The organism is Koromonas humicola, assembly GCF_059726255.1.
This window is the reverse complement of the sequence record NZ_AP040873.1, coordinates 1,516,971-1,536,374: the sequence shown is the minus strand read 5'-3', so window position 1 is coordinate 1,536,374 and position 19,404 is coordinate 1,516,971. Positions and strand designations below refer to the sequence as shown.

Below are 19,404 nucleotides of genomic sequence, written 5' to 3'. Positions count from 1 at the left end.
GCCAACAGACGATGGGTTCTTTGTTTTGGTGGAAATCAAGGAGCGGTAATGATCGTAATGAAGTTCGGCGGCACCTCGGTGCAAGACGCTACCGCAATTCGGCGTGTCGCATCCATCGTCGCTTCTCGACAGTCGGAGCAACCAGTCGTAGTGGTGAGCGCGATGGGTGGGGTGACCGACAAATTGGTGCAGATAGCCGAAACTGCGGCACGCAGTGACCTCAGCGCTGCTCTTGCCCTGCTGGATGGTATCCGCTCCCGGCACGTGGCTGCAGCCGAGGACATACTCGGAGCCGGTCCCAGGTTGGAATATCTCGATGAACTGGATGCCCGGCTCGCCGAGTGCACGGGGCTGATCACGCAGCTCGCCGCACAGCGGTCGATCTCTCCCGCGCAAAACTCGCACATGCTTTCGTATGGCGAAGTGTTATCGAGTTCGTTAGTCGCCTCGGCATTCAGTGCACTAGGAATTTCCGCTTCGCTCGCCGACTCCAGAAAGTTCATTGTTACCGAGTCCCATCACCCCGCCGCAAACGTTCTTCCCTCCCAAACTCGCGCAAGGCTCCTCGAAGTGATCCCGCACGTAATCGAGCAGAACCTGGTCCCTGTCATGGGGGGCTTCATTTCGTCGAGCGAGTCGGGCGAGATTACCACTCTCGGTCGTGGTGGCTCCGATTATTCTGCGGCCATTGTCGGTGCAGCGCTCTCGGCCGACCGCATCGAGATATGGACGGACGTAAACGGCATTCTCACTACCGATCCGCGGATCTGTCCTAAGGCGCAGCGCATCGAGGAAATCAGTTTCCACGAAGCCACTGAGCTCGCCTGCTTCGGAGCAAAGGTGTTGCATCCGGCCACTCTGCTGCCCGCAGTCGAGCACGATATTCCGGTCGCCGTTTTGAACTCCCATAAACCAAACGAGGCCGGAACCATCATTCGCGCGGCTGCATCGCATGGGCCTTCAGCTTTCCGTGCCATCGCACTCAAGCGCAACATTTCGATTTTCAACGTGCGGGCACCGCGTCATGTTGGCTCACTTCGCTTTCTGGATGATCTCTTCAGCTTGCTGCGCTGGCATCACCTGAAGAGCGAGATCGTTGCCATCTCGGGTGCAACTGCATCTGTTGCGGTCGAAGGAAATCAGGAGCTATTGCGGTTGATCTCCGAACTTGAAGCGCTGGGCGAAGTTGAATTTCAGCCTGAAATGGCGATCATCTGCCTCGTTGGTGAAGACATTCGAGGCCGAATCGGAATCGCCTCCGAAGTCTTCAGCGTGATTGCCGCTTCCGGAGTCAACATCCGCATGATCGCGCAGGGTTCGACTGAAATTAGCGTCAGCTTTGTTGTAGAAGAAAAGGATGCAGTGAGATCTGTCCAACAACTACACCGCCATTTATTTGAGCAGCCTTCTTGCGTATCGTCGCGACCGTCGACGGCCTCGTGCGAAACGGCTCAAGCGTAACAACGGCAATACAACATTGGAGAAACACTTTGTCTACTAGCACCGCATTTGATCAGGCTTCCCCGGCTCAGGCTCCCGCTTTGAAGGTAGCCATTCTGGGATTTGGGACTGTAGGCAGCGCCGTCGCTCGCATCTTGAGCGATCAACCCGAGCACTCGCCACTGAAGCTCACGCACATCTTCAATCGCAATGTCGAAAGCAAGCGCGTTGATTGGGTCAACAATAAGGTTGCTTGGTCGAAAGACATCGAGCAGGTGCTTGCCTCTGATGCAGACATTGTCGTCGAACTCGTCGGCGGACTCAGCCCCGCACACGAGTGGATTACGCGCGCGCTGAAGGCGGGCAAGTCCGTTGTCACCGCCAATAAGAAGCTGATTGCGCAACACGGTCCGCAACTCTCGGCGCTCGCTCGTGAAAATAGTGCAGCGCTCGCTTTCGGAGCATCTGTTGCGGGTGGGGTGCCGGTCATTGATGCCTTGCAGGAAGGACTCGCGGGAGATCAACTCTATAAAGTTTGCGGCATCCTCAACGGAACCTGCAATTACATTCTTACCAAGGTCGAGCGCGAAGGTGTTTCTTTCGAAGAGGCGCTTGTGGAAGCGCAAAAGGCAGGCTTCGCAGAAGCCGATCCGACCGACGATGTAGATGGATATGATGCCCGCGCCAAGCTGGTCATCCTCTCCCGCATCGGACTGAAGGCTGTTGTCCAACCGGAGCAGATCCCATGCGTATCGATCCGCAGTCTCGACGCAGTTGACTTCATCTACTCGCACGAACTCGGCTGCACCATTCGACAAATCTCACGTGCCGAACGTCGCGACGGCCAGATCTATGCATCAGTTCAGCCCGCACTAGTGCCCATCGACTCTCCGATGGCACACATCACTGGGAGTCTGAACCTCGTACTTTCGACCGGTAAGTACGGCGGACAAACCGCCTTCAGCGGACATGGTGCTGGCGGTCACTCCACGGCTGTAGCGGTAGTTAGCGATCTGCTCGACGTAGCACGCGGACGTGCAGGCCATGCTCGTCCTTTCACCGCAGCCGACGAGCTTCCGGTAAGCGGGAACTTCTCCTCGGCCCACTATCTACGGTTCACCGTGCGTGATCGCCCGGGAATTGTAGCCGCTATCGCCAATGCACTCGCGAAGCACAAGATAAACATTGATGCCCTTTTGCAGAAGCCGGGCTTCGACAAAGACGCTCTTCCCTTCGTTGTCACAGTGGAACATTGCGGAGCCGAAGAACTCGAAAGAGCGATGGACGATATCCGCAAGCTCGATTTCTTGGTCCACCCGCCGTTGACCATGCCGATTCTTACGAAGGAGCTCTAATGCAACTGCGCTGTTTTAATGTAAATTGCTCGACCAAGCTGGATCTGCACGAGCCAGTATTGTCTTGTCCAAAATGCGGCGAGTTGCTCGAAGTCGAAGTTGATGAGCCAAAGCTTTCGGCTTCTGCCTTGAAGGAGATTTGGAGCGAACGTCGCCGATCGCGGGATCCCCGCGATATTAGCGGTGTGTGGCGTTATCGCGAATTCTTACCCGACTACCCGGAATCAGAAATCGTCACGATTGGCGAGGGCAACACGCCTCTGGTGCGAGGAAACAAAACGGCAACTTGGGCCGGAGTCTCCGACCTTCAATTCAAGCATCTCGGATGGAACCCCACTGGCTGCTTCAAAGATTTAGGAATGACGGTCGGCATGACCGAAGCCGTACACACGGGCGCCAAGATCGTCGCCTGCGCATCTACCGGAAACACCGCCGCCTCGCTTGCGGCTTATGCAGCACGTGCCGGACTTGTAGGACGTGTCTATCTGCCTGCAGGACAGGTTTCGCTGAACAAACTAGCGCAGGCACTCGACTTTGGGGCCGAGGTGGTAGAGATCGAAGGAAGCTTCGACGATGCACTGAACACTCTGCTGGAGAAGACTAGGGAAGGAATCTATTTTCTGAACTCAATCAATCCTTTCCGCATCGAGGGCCAGAAGACCACGATGTTCGAGCTAATGGATCAACTCAACTGGCAGGCTCCGGATTATCTCGTTGTGCCCGGAGGCAACCTCGGAAACTCAGCCGCGTTCGGCAAAGCGTTTGATGAACTGCTTCGTTTCGGATTGATCGAACGAGCGCCGCGCATGATCGTTGTGCAAGCTGCGGGAGCTAATCCGTTTGCACAGTTGTGGCGCGACAGCGCTGACGAGCTTTCGCCTGTTGAACATCCCGAAACGGTCGCTACGGCCATTCGGATCGGCAATCCGCGTTCATGGAAGAAATCTCTGCATGGAGTGAGAGCGACGGGAGGCCAGGTACTCGATGTTACCGACGACGAGATTGCAGAGGCAAAGGGCGTGATTGGCTGCGACGGCATTGGGTGCGAACCCGCATCGGCCGCGACACTTGCCGGACTGCGAAAACTGCGCACGAAAGGGGCCATCCCAAAGGACGCCAGTGTCGTAGCTATTCTTACTGGCCATGGGTTGAAAGATACCAACTTCATCATCCGCGCTCATCAGCGGGAGGAAGCATATGCGCACTAACGACGAGATTGTCATTTGCGTGCCCGGCTCCATCGCTAACCTTGGACCAGGCTTCGACACGCTCGCTGTCGCCGTTCAGCTATACCTCACTATGCACGTCCGCGTGATGCCGGGCATGGGGAACTTGCAATTCGAGTTTCTGAACCAACGACTTGAGGGCGAGAACTACATCGAGAGGGCGTTTCGCTTCATCGCCGCACGACACAACTTCGCAATTCCCTCCCTCAATGTACAAGTCGAAAGTGACATTCCGATGAAGGGCGGACTTGGCAGCAGCGCTGCTGCCACGGTCGCGGGCTTGCGATTGTTCGAAGCCGTAAGTGGTCCACTTGATGAGCAGGAATTGCTTACCACCGCATGCGAACTTGAAGGTCATCCGGACAACATTGCTGCTGCGCTCTTAGGCGGCCTAACGGTCAGTTGCGAGGTCCCAGGCGCTCTGAGGGTGCTACGCGCGATCTGGCCTGAGTCGCTCGCGATTGTTGTGGTAACCCCGGAATTACATCTAGCTACTGCCACGTCACGAGCCGTGCTGCCCGAGATGATTTCGCGAGGCGACGCTATTTTCAATGTGCAGCGTGTTGCGTTCTTATTGGAAGCTTTGCGCACCGCTGATTTTGCGCTCCTGCGCGAAGCTCTCGAAGATCGACTACACCAGCCTTACCGGGCTGAGATCGTCCCGGGATTGAAAGAGGCACTCGAACTGCGGCACCCCAGCCTGCTCGGGGTTTGTTTGAGCGGTGCGGGACCCTCGGTTGTCGCCTTCGCTCAACAGAATCTCGATGAGATCAGCGCGCTGCTGCAAGGCATTTACACTCGTAAATCTATTCCGTTCAAGATTCGTACACTCCAAGTGCATCCTACCAACGCACCTGGAAAACCTTGCGGCATCATGCAGGCGCGCAGTTTCTGTGTGGAAAGCGCGAGCAGCTGGAAGGCATAGAACTCTCTTCCTGAAACTTGTAACAAATAGCGAAGGCGGCCCGAAGCCGCCTTCTTTTTGTTGTGCTGTTGCTAGTCTATGCGCCTGCAGCCTTCGCCGAACTCAGGTAAGCATTCACTTGCTCCGCAGCCTTGCGGCCCTCTGCGATTGCCCAAACGACGAGCGACTGACCACGCCGCAAGTCGCCGGCTGCGAAGACGCCTTCGACCGAAGTCATTCCATGCTCATTTGTCGCGACATTGCCGCGAGCATCTAGAGCGACTCCGAACTGCTCAAGCATTCCATTGCGCACTGGACCGAGGAACCCCATAGCCAACAGGACGAGATCTGCTTCGATCACAGTCTCCGTCCCGGGCACAGGCTCGAACTTCGGAGGAGGCCCAACCTGCACGACATGCATGCCTTTGACGTTGCCGTCGGCATCACCTTCGAAGCGCACTGTATTCAGACTCCACTCGCGCGTTCCGCCCTCTTCATGCGAGCTTTCGGTTCGCAACTGCAATGGCCACATCGGCCACGGAGTTTTCTCCGAGCGTGTCTCTGGCGGTCTGGGCATGATCTCAAACTGCCGCACACTCGCGGCGCCCTGGCGCAGGCTGGTGCCGAGGCAATCGGCTCCCGTGTCACCGCCGCCAATGATGACAACCTTCTTCCCTGTGGCCAGAATGGCGCCCCCGTCGGGAACCACGTCGCCCAGCACTCGATGTGTCTGCTGAGGCAGGAACTCCATCGCGAAGTGAATTCCCTTCAACTCGCGCCCAGGCACCTTCAGATCCCGAGGCCATTCTGCTCCACCAGCCAGAACAATCGCGTCGTACTCCTTGCGCAGCTTCGCTACGTCCACGTTCACGCCAACGTGCGCGTTCGTCACAAACTTCACGCCCTCCGCTTCCATCTGCTTCAGGCGGCGGTCGATGACATGCTTTTCAAGCTTGAAGTTGGGAATGCCGTAGCGCAGCAGTCCACCAATGCGATCTGCCTTTTCGTATACGGTCACGTCGTGTCCCGCACGAGCTAACTGTTGCGCCGCCGCTAGTCCAGACGGACCTGAGCCGATTACGGCAACCTTCTTGCCGGTCTTTTCCGCTGCAGGTTCAGGCCGTATCCAACCTTCGTCCCATCCACGCTCAACTATGGTCTTCTCAATCTGTCGAATGGTAACTGGAGGCTGATTGATTCCAAGTACGCAAGAAGCCTCACATGGAGCGGGACAAATGCGCCCAGTAAATTCAGGGAAGTTGTTGGTGGAGTGCAAACGTCTTACAGCTTCTTCCCAGCGCTCGTGGTAAACAAGATCATTCCAATCGGGGATGTGGTTGTTCACCGGACATCCAGTGTGGCAGAACGGCACTCCACACTCCATGCAGCGCGCACCCTGCTGCTGGACGTTTTCAACCGGAAACGGCTGATAGATCTCGAACCAATCGTTGATACGTTCTTGCGGCGCACGGCGCTGAGGCAGTGCTCTGTCGAATTCCAGGAACCCTGTTGGCTTACCCACGTTGCACCTCCACGGCTGCGACCGCGGCCATCTCGCGCAACCCGGTATATTGAGTCTTTCTGCGTTCCACTCCCAATACTCTCTTCAACTCGTGAGGGAATACCTTGACGAAGTGAGACAGCACTGATGTCCAGTTCGCTAGGATCTTCTTTGCCTGTGGACTGCCCGTACGCCTGGCATGTTCCTCGACCAGCGCAGTCAGGATGCGCACATCTTCCGCGCCCATCACCGGTTCAAGGTCGACCGAAGTAAGGTTGCAGCTCTTGTCGTGGAAGTCGCCGCGCTCGTCGTAAACATAGGCAATACCGCCGCTCATGCCAGCCGCGAAGTTTCTGCCGCAAGGCCCGAGCACTACGACAACGCCCTTCGTCATGTACTCGCATCCGTGATCGCCAACGCCTTCGACAACAGCCGTGGCGCCGGAATTACGAACTGCGAATCGCTCGCCGGCTACGCCGCTGAAGTACGCTTCTCCAGTTGTCGCGCCATATAGCACCACGTTGCCAACAATGATGTTTTCTTCGGGACGGAACCGCGCTTCTCGCGGCGGATAAACCACAATGCGTCCTCCCGAGAGTCCCTTGCCCACGTAGTCATTGGCATCGCCCTCGAGCGTCATCGTGATTCCCTTTGCGAGGAAGGCGCCAAAACTCTGTCCTGCTGAACCGTGGAAGTTCAGACGAATGGTCTCATCAGGCAAGCCATCAGCGCCGAACCGCCGTGCCACTTCGCCGCTCAACATGCTGCCAACAGTTCGGTGCACGTTCTGAATCTTGAACGAGACCTCGACTGGCTTCGCTTCGTCGAGCGCTGGTTTCACGGCACTCATCAACTGGTGATCGAGTGCCTGCTCCAGCCCATGATCCTGCTTGTGAATACAGTGGCGAGCCACACGCGTGGGTAGGGGAGGCGTGTACAGAATGGTCGAAAGATCGATGCCCTTGGCCTTCCAGTGCTCCGTTGCGAGCCTCGCTTCGAGTTTATCTACTCTTCCCACCATCTCATCGAAGGTGCGGAATCCAAGTCGCGCCATGTATTCGCGAACCTGCTCGGCAAGGAAGAAGAAGAAATTAATCACATGCTCAGGCTCCCCAGCAAAACGCGCTCGCAAAACCGGATCCTGCGTTGCGATTCCCACCGGACAGGTATTGAGGTGGCACTTGCGCATCATGATGCAGCCCATCGCAATCAGCGGAGTTGTTGCAAAGCCGAACTCCTCTGCACCCAGCAATGCGGCAATGACGACATCGCGTCCGGTCTGCAGCTTGCCATCCGTCTGCACACGAATGCGGCTGCGAAGATCGTTCAGCAACAATACCTGCTGCGCTTCGGCGAGCCCCAATTCCCAGGGAATACCCGCATGACGAATTGAACTAAGAGGCGATGCGCCTGTTCCGCCGCTATCTCCGCTGATGAGCACAACGTCCGCGTGCGCCTTGGCGACGCCAGCAGCGACCGTGCCCACACCGACTTCGGAAACCAGCTTCACGCTGATGCGCGATTGCGGGTTCACGTTCTTTAGGTCGTAGATAAGTTGAGCCAGATCTTCGATCGAGTAAATGTCGTGATGTGGCGGAGGAGAGATGAGCGTCACGCCAGGCGTAGAGTGCCGCAGACGTGCTATCACTTCGTCCACCTTGTGTCCGGGCAACTGTCCCCCCTCGCCCGGCTTTGCACCTTGCGCCATCTTGATCTGCAACTCGTCCGCATTCACGAGATAATGCGCCGTCACTCCAAAACGAGCCGAAGCAACCTGCTTCACCGAACTGCGGCGTAGATCGCCGGTTTCATCCGGCTGGAAACGCGCTGCATCTTCCCCGCCTTCACCAGTGTTGCTACGCCCGCCGATGCGATTCATTGCAATGGCCAGCGTTTCGTGCGCCTCCTTGCTGATTGAACCGTAGGACATCGCCCCAGTCGCAAAGCGCTTGACGATCTCTTTCGCCGACTCCACCTCTTCCAGAGGAATTGGCTTATCGAGCTCCTTCAGCTTCAGCAGACCGCGAAGCGTGCAAAGCTGCTTGTTCTGCTCGTTGATGAGGTCGGTATATTCCTTAAACGTCTGCGCGTTGCCCTGCCGCACCGAATGCTGCAGTTTGCTGATAGTCTGCGGATTGATGAGGTGATACTCACCATCAACTCGGTGGCGATAAGTTCCGCCAACTTCCAGTTCCAGTTCTGAATCCTTGCGCGGCAAAAACCCGTAGGCGTGACGCATCACTGACTCACGCGCGATCACATCCAGTCCAACGCCTTCAATGCGAGAAACCGTGCCCGAGAAGTATTCCTTCACCAGATCGCGGCTCAATCCAATGGCCTCAAACACCTGCGCGCCGCGATAGCTCTGCAGGGTCGAGATGCCCATCTTCGAGAAGGTTTTCAGCAACCCTTTGTCAATGGCCTTGATAAAGTTCTTCACAGCCATCTCAGCCGTGATCTCCTCTGGCAGAATTCCGCGCGACACCATATCCTCTAACGTCTCAATTGCTAGATATGGATTCACAGCGCTTGCACCGTAGCCAATCAGCAAAGCGAAATGCATCACCTCACGAGGCTCGCCGCTCTCAACAATCAGCGCAATCTTTGTACGCGAACCTTCCTTCACCAAGTGGTTGTGTACAGCGGCCAAAGCGAGCAATGACGGAATTGGCGCGTACTCATTGTCCAGTCCGCGATCGGAAAGAATGAGCAGCGTATAGCCAGACTCCACCGCAAACGAAGCGCGCCGGCACAGGCCATCCAGTCCGCGCTTCAATCCAGAGCCATCTTCCTCGACGCGGAATGCCGCTGAAAGCGTAGTCGCCAGCAGGTCACCACTCGAGACGCGACGCAGTTTTTCCAGGTCCCGATTTGTCAGCACAGGTTGCGGCAGCTTGAGGGTGTGGCAGTTCAGCGGGCTTTCGTCGAGAATGTTGCGCTCGGTTCCGATGTAGCTTGTGAGCGACATTAGCAGGTCTTCGCGAATCGGATCGATCGGAGGATTTGTGACTTGTGCGAACAACTGCTTGAAATAATTGAACAGGATCTGAGGTTTGTCGGACAGGCACGCTAGCGGCGTATCGACACCCATCGACCCAATTGGCTCTTCTCCGTTGCGAGCCATCGGCTCAAGGATCATCTTCAGATCCTCTTCCGTATAACCGAAAACGCGCTGGCGAGTAATGATCGACTCGTGGCTAGGCCCGACCATTCGCGTGGGCTCAGGAAGTTGATCTAACGTGATCTGGTTCTGCTTAATCCATTCTGCATACGGCTTGCGAGATGCAAGCTGCTGCTTGATTTCGTCGTCGCTCACGATACGACCAGCGACGGTGTCCACCAGGAACATGCGGCCCGGCTGCAGGCGGCCCTTGTACTTCACACGCTCCGGCGGAAACTCCAGCACGCCCGCCTCAGACGACAGCACCACGAGATCATCCGTCGTCACAACGTAGCGGCCCGGGCGCAATCCATTTCGATCGAGCGTCGCGCCAATCAGGCGTCCATCGGTGAACGAGATTGATGCCGGGCCATCCCACGGCTCCATCAACGAAGCGTGATATTCGTAGAATGCGCGCGTAGCAGGATCCATGTGGTGATTGCGCGACCAGGCTTCCGGGATCAACATCGCCATCACGTGCGGAAGATCGCGACCTGAATGCAGCAGCAATTCAACGGCGTTATCAAACGATGCAGAGTCACTGCCTCCCGGCGTGATCACGGGAAGGATCTTCTTGAGGTCCTCGCCGAAAAGCGGCGACTCAAGCAGGCTCTGGCGTGCGTTCATCCAGATGACGTTTCCCTTGACGGTGTTGATTTCACCATTGTGCGCTACATGGCGGTAGGGGTGCGCCAAAGGCCAGCTCGGAAACGTGTTTGTGGAGAAGCGCTGGTGAACCAGACACAATGCGCTCTTTACCAGCGGATCACGAAGCTCAGGATAGAACTTTGTAATTTGGGGGGCGAGCAGCAGGCCTTTGTAGACGATCGTTACGCAGGAGAGGGAGGGGATGTAGAAGCTGGACTTACCTTCGATGTCGGAACGGGCGATCTTGTTCTCGATCCGACGCCGCACGATGTATAGCTTCCGTTCGAAATCGCGCTCGCTCAGAGGCACCGGCGTTTTCAGGAAGATCTGCTCGATATACGGCTGAGATCCGCGAGCGACGCGCCCAACCGCGGTTGGATCGACTGGAGTATCGCGCCAGCCGATCACTTCCAGCCCTTCTTCCTGACTTATCGTTTCGACCACACCTTCACATTGCAGACGTTCCAGCTTACCTACTGGCAAGAAAACCATGCCCACGGCATATTGCCCAAGGTCCGGTAGCTGCATGCCCTGCGAGGCACATTCACGAGCGAAGAACTCATGTGGAATCTGAATCAGCACGCCTGCGCCGTCGCCTGTTTCGGGATCGCAACCGCAGGCTCCGCGGTGTTCGAGATGCTTCAGGACCTCGATTCCCTTCTCTACGATGGAGTGGCTCTTCTCACCGCGAATACTCGCAACGAACCCGAGACCGCATGCGTCGTGTTCGTTAACGGGATCATAGAGCCCCTGCGCTGGCGGCATTCCGCTGACGTGCTGTTGTTGGTGATCCTCGTCGTGCACTTCGTTGTTCTCTCGCATTGCTCTCCTGTGCGCTTGCCAGTGCGCCTCTAGGCTGGAAACAGGTCCTTAAAACACAAATCCCGCCAATTCTGTACTTGGCGGGTGAGTAGTGCTCGGGCTACTTAAGATTGCCTGAATGCTATCCCCCGCTTAGGTGGTAATTCGCTTAAGTACGCCCATTGTGCGTACGTTCAGCGTCACCGGTGTTGTCAGCGGGGTTGTAGCGATGTGAAGCATAGTTTGATATCAGAGATTAGCCGAGATTGAAGCGAGAGTCAACGTCCGGGCCGGCTGTTTGGCCGAAAAGCCCGCACAAAACGCACCATTCATGCATATTCGTTTTTGTGTGGCGCACAACGGCGCTGCAGGCTCGGGCAAATACCTGATTCTGTCGTCAGAAAATCACATCACAATGTGATACTATGATTTCAGTATCTCGCGAGTTGGATGCGCGATTCTGAGTTGACCCCGCCAGGAACTGTTGCGATTCGATCTCAAAATCTCCTCCCGACAATTGAGCAGGATATGTGTTTCCGCGCGCACACACATACCAACTTGCGCGCACAGATAGAAAGAAGAAGAAAACCCTAAGAATGAGTACATTTCAGGAAATGCCGATTCAGGCGCAGCTCAAACAGGCGCTTGCGGCAAAGAATTTTGTTACACCTACCCCAGTTCAAGTTAAGGCTATTCCCCCCGCCCTCGAGGGCAGTGATGTAGTTGCGACAGCGCAGACCGGTACCGGCAAGACGCTCGCGTTTTTGATTCCCGTAATGGAGATGCTGGCGACCGCGCCAGCGGGAAAAATCAACGCCCTTGTGATGGTTCCTACGCGCGAACTCGCGATCCAGGTTCACGAGCAGTACGAAGCACTGCGGTCGAAGAAGGCAACGCGCGCCGCCTTGGTGATCGGCGGTCTGAGCGAGAAGGTTCAGATCCGGGCACTGCGCTCTGGAGCACGCCTCGTGGTGGCTACTCCCGGCCGTCTGGAAGATTACATGCGTCGCAAGATCATCGATCTGCGCTCAGTTCGCACGCTAGTTATGGACGAAGTGGACCGCATGCTCGACATGGGCTTTCTGCCTGCAATCCAGCGTATCATCGCTGCATTGCCCGCCGAACGCCAGACCCTCTGCTTCTCGGCAACGCTCGAGAAATCAGTTCAGGGACTGCTCTACAAGTGCACTCGAGACGCAATTCGCATCTCGATCGGAAACGTTCTGAAGCCTGCTGAAACCGTGCAATTGCAGGCCTACGAAGTTCCTGCCATGCAGAAGACCAATGTTCTTCGCGAGCTGCTCTATGCCGAAAAGGGCAAGACCCTGATCTTTGCCCGCACAAAGCGTGGCACTGAACGGCTTGCCAAGGATCTTATGCGCGACGGTTTTGCCGCATCAATGATTCACGGAGACCGCACTCAACACCAACGGTCCGCTGCACTGGCCGGATTTGAAGCCGGACGTTTCCAGGTGCTGGTTGCGACGGATGTAGCGGCTCGCGGCATTCACGTTGGAGATGTTGCCCACGTCGTGAATTATGACTTGCCCTCGCTCGCCGAGGACTTCATTCATCGCGTCGGACGCACTGGACGCGCTGGAATGAGCGGCCGTGCAACAAGCATCGTGAGCGGAGCAGAAATGATTGAATTGCGTCGCTTCGAACGCACTTTGAAGCTTCGCATCGAGCGCAAGGACCTCGGCAGAATGCGTAAAGCATCTCCAGCAACTATGCCCATTGCAATCACGAAGGTCCGTCCGCACACCAACACTTTGCGGTCGCGAACCCTGAACAGCCTTCCGGGCGAAGTCTTCGCTTAATCTGAGCTCCTCAACAAAAAACGCCAGTGGTCCAAGCCTCTGGCGTTTTTCTTTGTGCGCACGTCTTTACTGTGCAGTCCAGGCTCCGTCGACGGGGAGACTAGCGCCCGTCATGTTCTGCGCAGCTTCGGAACAAAGGAACACGGCGAGTGCGCCGATGTCACTGGGCTGGGTGAAGCGGAGCGACGGTTGCTTTTCCCCAAGCAGTTTCACTCTTGCTGTCGGCTCATCGATTCCTTCGCGCTTCGCACGATCATCGATCTGTTTCTGCACAAGAGGCGTAAGCACCCATCCGGGACAGATGGCGTTGCAGGTGATGCCGCTTGTTGCTGTTTCTAGTGCAACGGTCTTGGTGATACCGAGAATTCCGTGCTTTGCGGCGACATACGCCACCTTGCCCGCCGAAGCAACCAGACCATGGGTGGATGCGGTGTTGATGAGTCGTCCCCAGCCGCGCTTTTTCATTCCCGGCAGTGCCGCGCGAATTGTGTGAAATGCAGAGGACAGATTGATGGCGATAATCTGATTCCAACGATCGACAGGAAAGTCTTCAATGTTTGCTACAAACTGAATTCCCGCATTGTTGACCAGAATGTCCACCGAGCCAAGTTGCTTTTCTGCGTCTCGGATCAGCGCCTCACAATCCTCTGCCTTCGACAGATCGGCCGGATTGTAGAGCACGTTCACGCCGCACTCCTTGGCGATTCCTGTGCGCAACTGTTCTATGGCGGTAGCGTCTCCAAAGCCGTTCAGCATCACGTTTGCACCTTGCGCGGCCAGCGCACGGGCAACGCCCTCTCCAATGCCGCTGGTGGAACCTGTTACGACCGCATTGCGACCTTTCAGCATTTCGACCCCCTGAGTGAATTACGGATCTGCTCTGAGGTCCGTGCGTCAAAGCACATTCAAAGGAAGATTATGGGTGTTATGTCCTCTGCCCCGAGCGCAGATACTTTAACCTTTTTGCCCCACTCGCGGAACCGCTCCGACAACAAATTCGGCACCTAGAGCTGTGTGGGAGAGCTTCAGGCTGGGTCAGCAAAAGAAACGGCGGACCATAGGTCCGCCGATACATCTCACAGCGTTGAGATTCAATCGCGGTTTGTGTACACGATTTTTCCGGAACTCGAGGCATACACGTGCAGATTGGGCCCCAACAGTCCGGTCACCTTTTTCTGCTGAAAGTCAGGAACAAACAAGAAGACCTTAGTACCTGAGTTCCACAGCCGCACCAAATCCTGATCTTCCAAAAAGATGTGTGGCGCATCCGGGAATGTCGAGCCAAACCACATCGAAGTGCTACGGCCACTAACGAGCTCCACCTGATGGCGCAGATAGAACACGATTGACGATCCAAACGACTGGTCGCCGTAGATCAGCACTCTGTCTTCGGGTTGCACCTGTTCGGCAATTTTGTTCGCCAGGTTGCGAGAGCTCAGATAGGGATCAAACCGAATCAGAGCTACATGCGCGGCCAGGAGAAACACCGTCATGGTCACGGCGAGAGCCCAGTTCGCAGCAAAGTTCTTGCGCTTCCACCGCAAGATGATTTCGGCAAGCGATCCGAAGAGGAATGCAATCACCGCCAGGATCGCTGGGAACCGCAGTGCAGCGAAGGACTTACCCGTGAGATCCAGCGCATGCCCCATGGATAGCGTATCGTTCTCCAGGTTCGTCTGCGCCAGCACATCTCCAATATCGGGCACATAGGGCAGGTGTCGGGAAGACCAAAGTCCAGCAATCAGCACCACAGCGAATGCGAGCCGGGCTGTAACACTTACTGCCGATGTGCCCAGCAGCCAATTCTGCTTCGCGCCAGTTGTCTCGACCTCGCGCTCTTCTCCTGCAACAGCTGCACCTAACAGCAGGAACATTGCCAGGTACGCCGGGAAGGTGTAGTACTCCTGGTTGGTGGACAGCGAGAAGAACAGCAAAGTGACCGACGCCCAGAGTACGCAGATCAGTCGTGTGCGGCTGCGGAAATCCAGGGGCTTACGCTCGGCCCTCGACTGGCGGAAGTCGCCGATCAGCCTGCGTATCGCGAGTGGCAGATACAAACTCCACGGGAACAACCAAACTAAGTGCAGGGTCCAGTAAAGGTATCCCGGAAGCTTGTTGTAGTCCCTCGGTACGCGCTTTCCCAAGAACCGCAGAATATGCTCGTTGACGAAGTAGAACCAAAAGAATCCGTGATGGTCGCCAACGGAAGGATTCCTGAGCCCCGCGAGGATGTGCCACGGTGCGGCGATCACAAGGAACAGCACGATCCCTGAGCCAACATGGAATTCACGCCAGCGACGCCATTCGCCGGTGATCACCAGGTACACCGGGAGAGTGATGCCGATGACCACGAGCGCCAACAGGCCTTTGGTCAACACTGCCAAGGCGAGTAGCGCGTATCCAGCGTACCATTCCCATCGCGAGCCTCTGCGTTCGAGCGCGGCGACGAAGCAATAGAATGCCGCTGCAATCAGCAGGCTCAGAATGGCCTCTGGAATCATGACACGGGTGAAGAGATAACACCCCGCGCCGGTAGCCATGAACATTCCGGCATACAATCCCGCGCGATCACCGAAAGCACGTCTGCCCCAGCGGATTCCCAGCAGAACCAGCAGGAACATTGCCGTGACAGTTGGTAGTCGGGTAGCGAATTCGTTGACACCGAACACGCGGTAGCAGCCTGCAACCAACCAGTACATCAGCGGCGCCTTTTCCAGGTAGCGCACGCCATTGATGTGCAAAGTGACATAGTCGCCACGCAGATTCATCTCTCGCGCAGCTTCGGCATGTGAGGTATCTACGTCGTCCTGTAAAGCAGGAGAGAAAGCAGAACCGAGATAAACGGCAAGGAAAAGTAAAAACACCGCAGCCCAGGCAAGCCTGCGCGATGAACGACTAGCTAGAAGGTCCACTTCATATAATCCCGATCGAAGGTTCGTACCCATCCTACCAGCTTCATACGTGAACCGGCCCGCCAAACCGTTGGCGGAGGCGCAATCGAGTAGATGTGATCACTCGACGTCCATATGTGGGTTCCAGCCTTCCTCCGGATGGCAGTCCTCGGACTCAGAGTGGACCGCCGCATCCTTGTGCTTGACGTATGGTTGGCCCGGCAGGATCGGCCCACCACACAGCTCGCAAACCAGCATGACGGCAGCATCGTCTTCCATCACCAGCATAAGGGCCTCCATTTTCCCAAGCATTAGAGTCCCGGACGCAAAATCGCGCCGTGACGGAAATCACTGGGCGCGGTGCGCTTATCTGGATGTGATCCGCCTATTTTGCTGCTGCAGAACCCCTTGGTGAGCCCTGCACAGCCTTCTTTATGAACGCCCCCGTGCGCTCAGCCACAAAGTCCATCACTTCGCGGCTGATCCCCGGATAAACGCCGATCCAGAAGGTCTGGTTCATGATGGTGTCCGTGTTCTTCAAAGACCCCGAAACCCGGTAATTCACATTCTTATAGGCAGGCTGGCGGATAATGTTTCCTGAGAACAGCAGTCGGCTACCGATCTTATTCTCGTCGTAGAACTTCAGCAGTTCGAGCCGCGAAAATGGAGCATTGTCACGCACCGTGATCGTGAATCCGAACCACGATGGATCCGAGTTCGGAGTGGCCTCCGGCATTATGAGGAACTCGCTATACGGCCTAAGAGTCTCGTATAAATAGGCGAAATTCTCTTTCCGCTTCGCGATGAAATCCTCTGCGCGCCCAAGTTGTGCCAATCCCACTGCAGCTTGAAAATCCGTAATCTTCAAGTTGTAGCCTACGTGGGAATAGACGTACTTGTGGTCGTAGCCCTCGGGCAGATCGCCGAGCTTCCACTGGAAGCGCTTTCCGCAGGTCCCATCTTTCCCCGGATCGCACCAGCAATCCCTTCCCCAGTCGCGAAACGACTCGACCAGCACCTTCAGTTCATTGTTATTCGAGAAGACAGCCCCGCCCTCGCCCATCGTAATGTGGTGTGCAGGGTAGAAACTCAACGTGCTGATGTCTCCGAACCCGCCGACTATTTTCCCGTCGTACTTCGCTCCTAGCGCGTCACAACAGTCTTCAATTAGCCACAGGCCATGCTTGCGAGCAATGTCCACAACTTTGGCCACATCGAACGGATTTCCCAGTGTATGGGCAACCATGATGGCCCGAGTCTTGTCGCTGATGGCGGACTCGATCCGCTCAACCTGAATGTTGTACGTCGGAATGTCTACGTCCACAAAAACCGGCACCAATCCGTACTGCACGAGCGGGTTCACCGTCGTCGGGAACCCAGCGGCGACCGTGATCACTTCGTCACCCGGACGCAGCGCACGCGCTCCCAATTTAGGTGAGGTCAGCGCCGCCACCGCCAACAAATTGGCGGACGAGCCGGAATTTGTCGTTGCCGCCCATCGAACGCCCAGAAACTTCGCCAGCTTGCGTTCGAATTCGGCATTGAATCGACCTGTTGTCAGCCAGAAATCGAGTGCGGCATCGACCGCATTACAAACTTCCTCGGCTCCAAACACTTTGCCCGAAGGAGGGATGACTGTCTCACCCGGAACAAAGGGCCGCTGCGCGTGTCGTTGCTGTGTGTATTCCGTTACAAGTTGGAGGATCTGTAGGCGTAATTCTTCTGCGGTCATGCACTCACATCCGAAGACTTCTGACTTCTCTTGCTTTCGTACTCGCGAATCTGCCCAAGCGTGTAGGCTCGCATCTCGCCGCCGCCATAGAACTGCTTGTACCAATCCGCCGTTCGGGCCAGCGTGTCGTCAAAGTTCCAACGCGGAGTCCACCCCAGCCGGGCTCGTGCTTTGGACGAATCCAGCCTTAGCAGGTGCGCCTCATGATTGGCATTCTCTTCCTTGATTATGCGCCAGGCAGCCCCATCTCCCCAATTCTGGGACAGATGACTGGCTAGTTCTCCCACTGTGCGCGCATCGGACTCGGCTGGCCCGAAGTTCCAAGCTTCGGCATAGGTCTGCCCTTCCGCATACAGACGCTCTGCAAGTTGCAGATACCCGGACAGCGGCTCAAGCACATGCTGCCATGGACGCACCGCGTTCGGGTTTCGAATACCTGCGACTTCGCCTTTTCCCAAAGAGCGCATGATGTCCGGAACCAACCGGTCCACGGCCCAGTCGCCCCCACCGATGACATTACCGGCCCTTGCTGACGCTACGGCCACCTGATCCGAAGAAGCGAAAAATGAACTGCGGTACGCGGCTGTCACAAGTTCCGCGCATCCCTTGCTGCTGCTATAAGGATCATGGCCGCCCATCGGCTCCGACTCACGGTAGGGCCAGTGCCACTCCTGATTTTCATAACACTTGTCGCTCGTCACCACGACCACAGCTCGGACGCTTGGCGTACGCCGAACCGCATCCAGCATGTGAACCGTCCCCATTACATTCACTTCATAAGTCTCAACCGGATTCTGGTACGACAGCCTCACTAAAGGCTGCGCGGCCATGTGGATCACCACATCGGGCGCGAATTCCTGCATGCACCGATCCAAGGACGCCAAGTCGCGAACATCCCCTCGAACGGATTGCATGTCGCTATCCAGCTTCAACAACCCGTACAGGCTGGGGTCCGTCGGAGGCTCCAGTGCATACCCACACACGTTTGCGCCGTTCGAGAGGAGCCACAGAGACAGCCAACTCCCCTTAAAGCCGGTGTGTCCGGTGACGAGTACTTTCCGCGATCTCCAGAAGTTTATGTCCATTTCTTCCACGGGGCGTTTCCGCGAGCCCATAGCGCCTCAAGTTGGTTCTTGTCCCGCAATGTATCCATCGGTTGCCAGAATCCACGGTGATGAAACGCTCGCAACTCATCTTCCTTGGCGATCCGCTTCAGGGAATCCTGCTCAAAAGGCGTATGGTCTCCGTCGATGTATTTGCCAACCTTCGGCGAGAGTACGAAGAAGCCTCCATTCACCCACTGACCGTCCCCCGCTGGCTTCTCCTGAAAATCTTGGATTGAGTCGCCATTCATTATCAGCGACCCGAATCTCCCGGCAGGCTGCACGGCAGTCAAGGTGGCCAGCTTTCCGTGCTGCTTATGGAATTCGATGGTGCGTGTTATGTCCACATCCGCCACGCCGTCGCCATATGTCATGAGGAAGAATTCATCATCCTTCACGTGAGGCAGAATCCGCTTGATACGACCACCGGTCTGCGTCTCTCGGCCGGTATCGATCAGCGTAACGCGCCACGGCTCACCAAAATGCTTGTGAACCTGCATTGTGTTCTTGCCCAGATCGAACGTGACGTCCGAAGAATGCAGGTAGTAGTTGGCGAAGTACTCCTTGATGAAGTATCCCTTGTACCCCAGGCAGATGATGAAATCGTTCACGTTATAGGACGAATATATCTTCATAACGTGCCAAAGCATTGGAAGGCCGCCAATTTCAACCATCGGTTTGGGACGCTGGGATGTTTCTTCGCTCAGGCGGCTGCCTAGACCGCCAGCCAGGATAACTGCCTTCATAGGCCCTCTAGCTTTCGAGAATTCCTGAATCGTACCACTAGCCGATGGATTTCGTGCACACGAAAACGGAGCCAGGC

At 56.3% G+C, this 19,404-nt stretch carries 13 protein-coding genes; 5 read left to right on the top strand and 8 right to left on the bottom strand.

The genetic code is table 11. The features are described from left to right. Positions 1-48: 48 nt before the first annotated feature. Genes AC6IZD_RS06685 through thrB form a run of 4 tightly spaced genes read left to right on the top strand, consistent with a single transcriptional unit; the run spans position 49 to position 4,946 of the window. Positions 49-1,461, top strand: a complete 1,413-nt coding sequence (locus tag AC6IZD_RS06685) for an aspartate kinase (RefSeq protein WP_497786911.1) — start codon at positions 49-51, stop codon at positions 1,459-1,461. Positions 1,462-1,490: 29 nt separating this feature from the next. Beyond that, on the top strand, positions 1,491-2,795 hold the full coding sequence (locus AC6IZD_RS06680) for a homoserine dehydrogenase (RefSeq protein WP_497786910.1): 1,305 nt from the start codon (positions 1,491-1,493) through the stop codon (positions 2,793-2,795). Then, entirely contained in the window at positions 2,795-4,003 is a 1,209-nt protein-coding gene (gene thrC, locus AC6IZD_RS06675) for a threonine synthase (protein ID WP_497786909.1), read from the top strand. The genes AC6IZD_RS06680 and thrC overlap by 1 nt, the downstream gene beginning before the upstream one ends. Next, positions 3,993-4,946 (top strand): homoserine kinase, encoded by a 954-nt coding sequence (gene thrB, locus AC6IZD_RS06670; protein WP_497786908.1) that lies wholly within the window; start codon positions 3,993-3,995, stop codon positions 4,944-4,946. Before thrC ends, thrB begins: the two co-directional genes overlap by 11 nt. Positions 4,947-5,022: 76 nt before the next feature. Here the strand turns inward: thrB and AC6IZD_RS06665 are convergent, their stop codons facing one another. After that, positions 5,023-6,447: a glutamate synthase subunit beta gene (locus tag AC6IZD_RS06665; RefSeq protein ID WP_497786907.1), complete on the bottom strand. Its 1,425-nt coding sequence runs from the start codon at positions 6,445-6,447 to the stop codon at positions 5,023-5,025. After that, positions 6,440-11,056: a glutamate synthase large subunit gene (gene gltB / locus AC6IZD_RS06660; RefSeq protein ID WP_497786906.1), complete on the bottom strand. Its 4,617-nt coding sequence runs from the start codon at positions 11,054-11,056 to the stop codon at positions 6,440-6,442. Before gltB ends, AC6IZD_RS06665 begins: the two co-directional genes overlap by 8 nt. 575 nt (positions 11,057-11,631) lie before the next feature. On the opposite strand from gltB, the gene AC6IZD_RS06655 reads away from it, so the two are divergent. After that, positions 11,632-12,855 carry a DEAD/DEAH box helicase gene (locus tag AC6IZD_RS06655; protein ID WP_497786905.1) on the top strand — a complete coding sequence of 408 codons (1,224 nt, stop codon included), beginning with the start codon at positions 11,632-11,634 and terminating at the stop codon, positions 12,853-12,855. Between the two features lie 66 nt (positions 12,856-12,921). Here the strand turns inward: AC6IZD_RS06655 and AC6IZD_RS06650 are convergent, their stop codons facing one another. The 6 genes from AC6IZD_RS06650 to rfbF form a co-directional block, all read right to left on the bottom strand. Then, positions 12,922-13,704, bottom strand: a complete 783-nt coding sequence (locus AC6IZD_RS06650) for a 3-hydroxybutyrate dehydrogenase (RefSeq protein WP_497786904.1) — start codon at positions 13,702-13,704, stop codon at positions 12,922-12,924. A 242-nt stretch (positions 13,705-13,946) separates the two neighbouring features. Beyond that, positions 13,947-15,767 (bottom strand): ArnT family glycosyltransferase, encoded by a 1,821-nt coding sequence (locus AC6IZD_RS06645; RefSeq protein WP_497786903.1) that lies wholly within the window; start codon positions 15,765-15,767, stop codon positions 13,947-13,949. A 99-nt stretch (positions 15,768-15,866) separates the two neighbouring features. After that, a complete protein-coding gene (locus AC6IZD_RS06640) occupies positions 15,867-16,058 on the bottom strand; it encodes a hypothetical protein (protein ID WP_497786902.1) in 192 nt (63 codons plus the stop codon). A gap of 73 nt (positions 16,059-16,131) precedes the next feature. After that, on the bottom strand, positions 16,132-17,478 hold the full coding sequence (rfbH, locus tag AC6IZD_RS06635; RefSeq protein WP_497786901.1) for a lipopolysaccharide biosynthesis protein RfbH: 1,347 nt from the start codon (positions 17,476-17,478) through the stop codon (positions 16,132-16,134). Next, entirely contained in the window at positions 17,475-18,563 is a 1,089-nt protein-coding gene (rfbG, locus tag AC6IZD_RS06630) for a CDP-glucose 4,6-dehydratase (RefSeq protein ID WP_497786900.1), read from the bottom strand. The genes rfbH and rfbG overlap by 4 nt, the downstream gene beginning before the upstream one ends. Then, positions 18,554-19,327, bottom strand: a complete 774-nt coding sequence (gene rfbF, locus AC6IZD_RS06625; protein ID WP_497786899.1) for a glucose-1-phosphate cytidylyltransferase — start codon at positions 19,325-19,327, stop codon at positions 18,554-18,556. The genes rfbG and rfbF overlap by 10 nt, the downstream gene beginning before the upstream one ends. Positions 19,328-19,404: the final 77 nt, after the last annotated feature.

Excerpts from the sequence above, each read along its gene's own strand:
- AC6IZD_RS06685 (WP_497786911.1), top strand. The coding sequence starts at position 49 with ATGATCGTAATGAAGTTCGGCGGCACCTCGGTGCAAGACGCTACCGCA.
- thrC (WP_497786909.1), top strand. The coding sequence starts at position 2,795 with ATGCAACTGCGCTGTTTTAATGTAAATTGCTCGACCAAGCTGGATCTG.
- thrB (WP_497786908.1), top strand. The coding sequence starts at position 3,993 with ATGCGCACTAACGACGAGATTGTCATTTGCGTGCCCGGCTCCATCGCT.
- gltB (WP_497786906.1), bottom strand. The coding sequence starts at position 11,056 with ATGCGAGAGAACAACGAAGTGCACGACGAGGATCACCAACAACAGCAC.
- AC6IZD_RS06655 (WP_497786905.1), top strand. The coding sequence starts at position 11,632 with ATGAGTACATTTCAGGAAATGCCGATTCAGGCGCAGCTCAAACAGGCG.
- AC6IZD_RS06650 (WP_497786904.1), bottom strand. The coding sequence starts at position 13,704 with ATGCTGAAAGGTCGCAATGCGGTCGTAACAGGTTCCACCAGCGGCATT.
- AC6IZD_RS06640 (WP_497786902.1), bottom strand. The coding sequence starts at position 16,058 with ATGCTTGGGAAAATGGAGGCCCTTATGCTGGTGATGGAAGACGATGCT.
- rfbH (WP_497786901.1), bottom strand. The coding sequence starts at position 17,478 with ATGACCGCAGAAGAATTACGCCTACAGATCCTCCAACTTGTAACGGAA.
- rfbG (WP_497786900.1), bottom strand. The coding sequence starts at position 18,563 with ATGGACATAAACTTCTGGAGATCGCGGAAAGTACTCGTCACCGGACAC.
- rfbF (WP_497786899.1), bottom strand. The coding sequence starts at position 19,327 with ATGAAGGCAGTTATCCTGGCTGGCGGTCTAGGCAGCCGCCTGAGCGAA.